This window comes from Flavobacterium sp. HTF (assembly GCF_003105115.1).
Taxonomy (GTDB): domain Bacteria; phylum Bacteroidota; class Bacteroidia; order Flavobacteriales; family Flavobacteriaceae; genus Flavobacterium.
Map to the genome: position 1 here is coordinate 42,942 of NZ_QETH01000029.1, position 6,944 is coordinate 49,885.

Annotated in this window: 9 protein-coding genes; 2 read left to right on the forward strand and 7 right to left on the reverse strand. The window is 36.0% G+C overall.

What is annotated here, in order from left to right:
* Positions 1-8 precede the first annotated feature (8 nt).
* The 7 genes from DCO46_RS10990 to DCO46_RS11020 all read right to left on the reverse strand — a co-directional run bounded on the left by DCO46_RS10990 (position 9) and on the right by DCO46_RS11020 (position 5,360).
* Complete coding sequence (locus DCO46_RS10990) at positions 9-1,169, reverse strand: MFS transporter (RefSeq protein ID WP_243416297.1); 1,161 nt, start codon at positions 1,167-1,169, stop codon at positions 9-11.
* Positions 1,170-1,476: 307 nt separating this feature from the next.
* Positions 1,477-1,824 carry a cupin domain-containing protein gene (locus DCO46_RS10995; protein WP_116752602.1) on the reverse strand — a complete coding sequence of 116 codons (348 nt, stop codon included), beginning with the start codon at positions 1,822-1,824 and terminating at the stop codon, positions 1,477-1,479.
* An 11-nt stretch (positions 1,825-1,835) separates the two neighbouring features.
* The gene (locus DCO46_RS11000; protein WP_116752603.1) at positions 1,836-2,381 is read right to left on the reverse strand and encodes an NADPH-dependent FMN reductase; all 546 of its coding nucleotides are present in this window, start codon (positions 2,379-2,381) and stop codon (positions 1,836-1,838) included.
* A 3-nt stretch (positions 2,382-2,384) separates the two neighbouring features.
* Positions 2,385-3,092, reverse strand: coding sequence for an aspartate/glutamate racemase family protein (locus DCO46_RS11005; protein WP_116752604.1), 708 nt, complete (start codon positions 3,090-3,092; stop codon positions 2,385-2,387).
* A 22-nt stretch (positions 3,093-3,114) separates the two neighbouring features.
* On the reverse strand, positions 3,115-3,981 hold the full coding sequence (locus tag DCO46_RS11010; RefSeq protein WP_116752605.1) for a Zn-dependent protease: 867 nt from the start codon (positions 3,979-3,981) through the stop codon (positions 3,115-3,117).
* A 13-nt stretch (positions 3,982-3,994) separates the two neighbouring features.
* The gene (locus DCO46_RS11015; protein ID WP_116752606.1) at positions 3,995-4,867 is read right to left on the reverse strand and encodes a sugar phosphate isomerase/epimerase family protein; all 873 of its coding nucleotides are present in this window, start codon (positions 4,865-4,867) and stop codon (positions 3,995-3,997) included.
* 28 nt (positions 4,868-4,895) lie between these two features.
* On the reverse strand, positions 4,896-5,360 hold the full coding sequence (locus DCO46_RS11020; RefSeq protein WP_116752607.1) for a nuclear transport factor 2 family protein: 465 nt from the start codon (positions 5,358-5,360) through the stop codon (positions 4,896-4,898).
* 195 nt (positions 5,361-5,555) lie between these two features.
* Between DCO46_RS11020 and trmD the strand changes: the two genes are divergently transcribed.
* Complete coding sequence (gene trmD, locus DCO46_RS11025; protein WP_116752608.1) at positions 5,556-6,236, forward strand: tRNA (guanosine(37)-N1)-methyltransferase TrmD; 681 nt, start codon at positions 5,556-5,558, stop codon at positions 6,234-6,236.
* A gap of 306 nt (positions 6,237-6,542) precedes the next feature.
* Positions 6,543-6,893: a 50S ribosomal protein L19 gene (rplS, locus tag DCO46_RS11030; RefSeq protein ID WP_007804248.1), complete on the forward strand. Its 351-nt coding sequence runs from the start codon at positions 6,543-6,545 to the stop codon at positions 6,891-6,893.
* The last annotated feature ends 51 nt before the right edge of the window (positions 6,894-6,944 follow it).

Sequence of the window (6,944 nt, forward strand, 5' to 3'; positions counted from 1 at the left end):
TTTATGCTTTATTTCTTAAGTTCCGATCCCGAACTGTCGGGACGGGATGATTTATAAGTCAGCACATAAACTGTTAATGCCAGTAAAGCCAAAACCGCACAGCCAATCGCAACAGCATGCCATCCGCCTAACTTCCACAAAAACAAACCGTATGCAGAACCGGCAGCAGTTCCTAAGAAGCTAAACGACATAAATACCGTATTTAACCTGTTTCTTGCTTCCGGCAAAAGCGAATAGACCCTGGTCTGGTTTGAAATGTGAACACCCTGAATTCCGACGTCAATGAATACAATTCCGATAATGACACCAATTATACTTTCTATAGAAAAATAGAAAATAATAAAACTGATTAACATTAATAAGCAGCCGTAACCCACTGCAATTCTTGGATTTCCTTTGTCTCCCATTTTACCAACCAAAGGCGCGGCCAAAGCTCCTGAGGCGCCTACAATTCCGAAAAGCCCGATGGTCGCACTATTAAAACTAAACGGTTCTCCTGAAAGCAATAAAACCATGGTTGTCCAGAAAGCGCCAAATTGTGCAAAACAAAATACGTTTATCAAAGTGGCTTCACGCAGGACGGGTTGTGTTTTTATGAGCGTAAAAAGCGATTGTATTAATTGTCCGTACGAACCTTGAAACTGAGGTTTATTAACCGGGAATTTTCTTTGAATGGCAAAAAAGATCAAAAGGCAAATTCCGGCTGCGATCCAGAACATGGATCTCCAACCCCAAAGCTGGCCTATAAAACCGCTCAAAGTTCTGGAAAGCAAAATTCCTACCAGCAAACCACTCATAATAGTACCTACTACTTTTCCGCGCTGTTCGGGAGCTGTTAATGAAGCTGCCAACGGCAGAATAAGCTGTGGCACGATTGAGGTAATTCCTAAAAACAAGGAGGCTATTTGCAAAATGAAGAAACTTTGGGCTGTAGCCGCAATTATCAGGGCAATTACAGACGCAAAAGTGGTCATCAGAATTTGTTTTTTTCGCTCAATTTTATCGCCAAGCGGTACCATAAAAAACAATCCGATTGCATAACCTGCCTGCGTAAGATAGGTTATCGTTCCGGCACTGGCTTCAGGAATTTTAAATTCGTTGGCAATTAAAACAATCAGAGGCTGGCAGTAATAAAGGTTTGCAACTATAAGTCCAGTGCAAACTGCCATAAATAAGACATTCGTTTTGGATAAATTCATTTTGCAAAAATACTATCAATATTTAATCTAACCTTAAAAAAGTTCATTTTTTGTTTTAAAAAATTTGTATAAAACTCTGTGTAGATCTAGTCCACAGATGAAACTGATTCGCTATCGCGAAGACGCGGATTTATGCGGATTTAGAACCTAAATAATAGGTTTAGGTTATTGAAAGTGTTTTTATAAACAAATGTCTTGTCTTAAATAAAAATCAGTTAAAATCTGCGTCTTCGCAATAGCGAATCCGTATAATCCGTGTGCTAAATTTCAACGCTAATTATACAGATAGCAGAAAATCTTCCCGCATTGGACTAAAAACATCGGTCAGCATTCCGGTTTCCAGACATACAACACCATGAATGGCATGAGGCGGAATATAAAAACTGTCTCCTTCTTTCAGGGTTTGCGTCACTCCGCTGATGGTTACATCAAACTTTCCACTTGCGATATACGTTACCTGAGAGTGATAATGTTCGTGCAGAACGCCAATGCCGCCTTTTTCAAAATGAACATTTACAAGCATCACTTTGTCATCATAAGCGAGGATTTTACGTTTTATTCCTTCCCCTACTACTTCCCACTCTATTTCATCTCCTTTTATAAACTCTTTACTTGTTGCCTGCATATTTTCTTTATTTAATTTAAATCCTCCATTTGGTTTTCAAAATTTCTTATGAATTCCAAAAGATTACTTAACGTGGTTTTATCCGTAATATTTCCATCAATATCCATTTTTCCTCTAATTCCCTGAATCAAAAGCTGGGTTTTATCTGTAAAATCAGTTTCAATGGTTTTCATTATTAAACCCAATTGTTCGTGACCTTTTTCTCCTGATGCCGAAGCAGTTATCAAACCCACTTTTTTATTTGAAAAAACGGTAGTCGAAACGCACCATTCCAGTGCATTCTTTAAACTTCCCGGCAGACTGAAAACATATTCGGGTGTACAGATTATGACTCCGGCTGCAGTAGCAATTTTATTCCTGAAAAGAGTTACTTTTTCGGGCGGATTATCGGTATCTGAATCCGGATTAAAATGAGGAATACTTTCTAAATCCTCGAATATTTCAACCTCAAACTTACTACTCATATTCTTTGAGATGAATTTCAGAATCTTAAAGTTGCTGGAATCCTTTCTCGTGCTTCCCGAAATGGCAAATATTTTATTTTTTGCACCAGTCATTTTTCAATACTTTTCGTCTGCCGAAACAGCAAAATTTACCGCTGCCTCAGAATGAATTTTCGTCGTATCAAAAACAGGAACCGAAACATCTTCCTGACTTATTAACAACGGAATTTCGGTACAACCCAGAATAATTCCTTCAGCACCGTTTTCAATTAATTTTTCAATAATATTAAGATACGCCCTTTTGGTTTGCTCCTTGATGATACCGCGCCCCAGTTCCTCTTTTAAGGTTTGCTGAATAAAATCTCTTTCTTCCTGTAAATAAGGAACAATAGCTTCCACATTATTTTCAGCAAGTTTATTTAGGTAAAAATCCATTTCCATAGTGAATTTTGTTCCCAATAAACCCACTTTTTTTAATCCTTGTTTATTGATTGCATTTGCGGTAGCCGTTGCAACATGAATTATCGGCAGTTTAATTTCTTTTTCGAGCCTGTCTGAAACGGCATGCGCTGTATTGGCACATAAAACAATACCTTCGGCACCACTTTTTTCCAGGCTTTTACAGGCATTTAAAAGCAGTTTAAAACTCGCTTCCCAGTCTCCATTGGTATTATTTCTCTGGAAATCATCAAAATTTAAAGAGTAAATTATACACTCGGCAAAATTAAGACCTCCTAATTTTTCGTTTATTCCTTCATTAATAAATCTGTAATAATCAATTGTCGAAACCCAGCTGATTCCGCCTACAAGTCCTAGTTTTTTCATATATGTGCTTTAATTGCTTTTTTCATCGGGTGCTTACCATATCTTTCTTCATTAATTGCAATTCATCTGTCAGATTATTGCGCTGAAAAAAATTAGCGAGTTCACTAAGCCTTTTTTTATTGTCGTAATTTATACCGGTATTTAATTTTTTCTGGCAAACAGAACATAACCTTATAGAGTGTCCATCCGTTTCGGATAAACTATTTGTGCCATTCATTACACAATTAGCATCAATACAATGATGCAGTCCAAACATATGCCCAATTTCATGGGAACATATTTTCATCAATCGGGATAAGCATAAATTAAAATTGGCATCGGTTAGCTTTTCATCCTGTAATCTGTAGATGGAACTTACACCAATTTTCTGACTGTAAGAAGCTAACCCGAAAACAAAATTCCATTCTGGTTTTGGGTACAAATCTTTTTCTGTCAGGGCCATTAAAGCGATTCTTTTTTCCGGTTTTTCTTTTTTCAGAACACTATCCAGGATATAACCGGCCAGAAACTGCTCGTAGTTTTCGGTGAGTTTCCTTCTGGCGTGGGCGGGAATAATATCATTTGAAGCTCTTTCTCCAATTTTGGTTTCTAACTGAAAGTATATTTCAAGATATTCTCTCAGTAATTCAATCTGTTTATTTTGCAGGGCTGTAAAATCACCAATGGGTTTGATATAAATAATATTAGAATCGTCTGTCGGAGTAATATGTTTTGAATTTTCGAATTGTTCAAAAGTCTGTCCTTTCTCCGGATGCGAATCCAGCCATTCTCCTGGTGCCGGCGTTAATAATGCAATATCATTGGCTTTAATCTTGTCAAAATATTCATCTTTCTTATCAGAATGGCAGGAAAACAGAAGTACAAGAATGAAAAGAGAAAGTTTTCTCATAAATAGCAGTAGTTTAAATTAAGTGGTTTGAAATAAAATCACAACTCGTTTTTACAGATTTAAAAGAATCAACTGCGAAATTATTTTCCTGTTCTACAAAAAAATGTTTCATTCCAGCGAGTTTTGCTTCTTTAAAAATGGGTTTAAAATCTATAGAACCTGAACCAATTTCGGTATTTAAAGCCGGATTAAGGTTATCCATATCCTTAACGTGCCACATTTTAAAACGTCCCGGGTTTTCCTTAAATAATTGCACCGGATCTTTTCCCGAACGGACAACCCAGTATAAATCCATTTCAAAAAACACCAGATCTTTATTTGTTTCTTTCAATAGAATCTCATAACCTGTTGTTCCGTTATGATTTTCAAATTCAAAATCATGATTATGGTAAGCCAGTTTTAAACCTGCTTTGTGACACATTTTTCCGGCTTCGTTTAACCGGACAGCAATTTTTTTATAGTCATCACTATTTTGCCTGAAAGGCGGATCTACCCACGGAATAGTCAGGTACTCGCTTTTGAGGATTTTGGCCGCAATAATTGCTGCTTCTAGTTCTGCAGTATTCCCGTCAGCTAAAAAACTGCCGATTCCGTAATGACCGCTTACGGCACTTAATTTATTAGCGTCCAGAATTTTCTTTAATTCCATTGGAGTCAATCCCCAAAACTGATCTTTTATAGAAAACCCATACGTTTCTACGGTTGTAAACCCGGCAGAAGCTACTTTCTCCAATGTTGTTTTTATATCTTTTGGAAATTCGTCACGCAAGGTATATAACTGTAAACCAATTTCTTTTCTGTTCATATTAAATGCAAATGAAGGCATGGCTAAAACAGCAGCAGTTGCCAGGCTGCCATTGATTATGAAGGTTCGTCGGGAAGTCATAGTCTTTTAATTTAAAGTAAAACTACTTTTATTTCTTAGATTTCGAATCATCAAAATTGTCAAAATAAGTAAAGTCTTTGGTTATTTTTCCGTTCTCAATTGTAAATATAGTACAAATCGGCAGCTTAAATTTTGTGCTGTCGGCAGCAGTTCCTGTAGAAACAAATTCTACTATGATATGTTTTTCGTCTGATGGATAAACATTTACAACCTCATCATGCAGATCAGAAAAAACAGCATTCAGCTGCGAATACTTTTCAATGGTTTGTTTTCTGGTCTGCGTTATCATTTCTGTACCAAACGAAGGATCTTTAAAATCGGATACCGGCGAGTACATATCTGCCAGTTCTTTCCATTCGTGTTTATTGAAATGTTCAAAATATTGTTTTACTATTTTTTCTTTTTCTGTCGGGTCCAGGTTAGAAACCTTAGGCTGGTTATTGCAGGAAAAGAGAATAAACGCAGTGATAACCGGCAGGAATATTTTTTTCATCCTAACTTATTTAAACAGTTAATTTATAAAGAGATAAATTCATCAAAATTTTAATTAAAAATAATAAAAAGCTTCTGATAAATTTCCGGAAAGCTCATTTGTTTGCAAGTTATTTCTGTTATCAAATTTTAAAACATTAAAATTCCCAAAAATTAACTTTGTATCTTTGCCGCTTAGAACAATTGAAGAAAAGAAATGCGAATTGACATTATAACGATTTTGCCTGAATTATTAAAAAGCCCGTTTGAGGCTTCGATTATGAAACGTGCTATTGACAAAGGTTTGGTAGAAGTTCATTTTCATAATTTACGTGATTATACTACAAACAAACAGAAAAGTGTTGATGACTATCCTTTTGGCGGTGGCGCCGGAATGGTGATGACCGTACAGCCCATTGACGATTGCATCACGCATTTAAAAAGCCAGCGCGAATACGACGAAATCATTTATATGTCACCTGATGGCGAAACCCTGAACCAGAAAATGGCCAATACGATGTCAATGTATGAAAACATTATCATTTTATGCGGACATTATAAGGGTGTAGATCAACGGGTTCGCGATCATTTTATTACAAAAGAAATTTCAATTGGAGATTATGTTTTATCCGGAGGAGAATTGGGCGCTTTGGTTTTGTCCGATGCCCTGATCCGCTTAATTCCCGGTGTTTTGAGTGACGAAACTTCGGCATTAACAGATAGTTTTCAGGATAATTTACTTTCAGGCCCTATATACACAAGACCGGCAGATTATAAAGGATGGAAAGTCCCGGAAGTTTTAACCAGCGGCCATTTTGCCAAAATCGACAAATGGCGCGAGGATATGGCGTATGAACATACCAAAAACAGACGCCCGGATTTACTGGAAGAACATTAAAATTAAATTCCAAAATTTTAAAATTCCAAATTCCAATTAATCATTATTTTTTAAATTGGAATTTGGAATTTCTCTATTGAATTTTAACCTTCCCAATTGGAATTTGGAATTTCTGTATTGGAATTTGGAATTTCTGTATTGGAATTTGGAATTTCTTTATTGAATTTTAATCTTCTCGATTGGAATTTGGAATTTATTTTTCTTGGAGTTTTAATTTTTTTGACTACATTTGCACCCAAATTAGACCAACCTCTGGCGAGATCCGTGAATGTTGCTCTATCTAAAAACACCATAATTAAAGATATCATGGCAGATTTAATGAAATTCGTTCAAACCGAATTAGTTGCTAAAAAAGATTTCCCTGTTTTCGGAGCTGGAGATACTATCACAGTTTTCTACGAAATTAAAGAGGGTGAAAAAACAAGAACTCAGTTTTTTAAAGGAGTTGTTATTCAAAGAAGAGGTTCTGGTAACACAGAAACTTTTACTATTCGTAAAATGTCTGGAGCTATCGGAGTTGAGCGTATCTTCCCGGTAAACTTACCAGCTTTACAAAAAATTGAAATCAACAAAAAAGGAGCTGTACGTAGAGCTAGAATTTTCTACTTCAGAGAACTTACTGGTAAAAAAGCTAAGATTAAAGATAAAAGAAGATAATCATTTATCTCTTTGTTATAAAAAAACTCGTTTCATTTATTTGAAACGAGT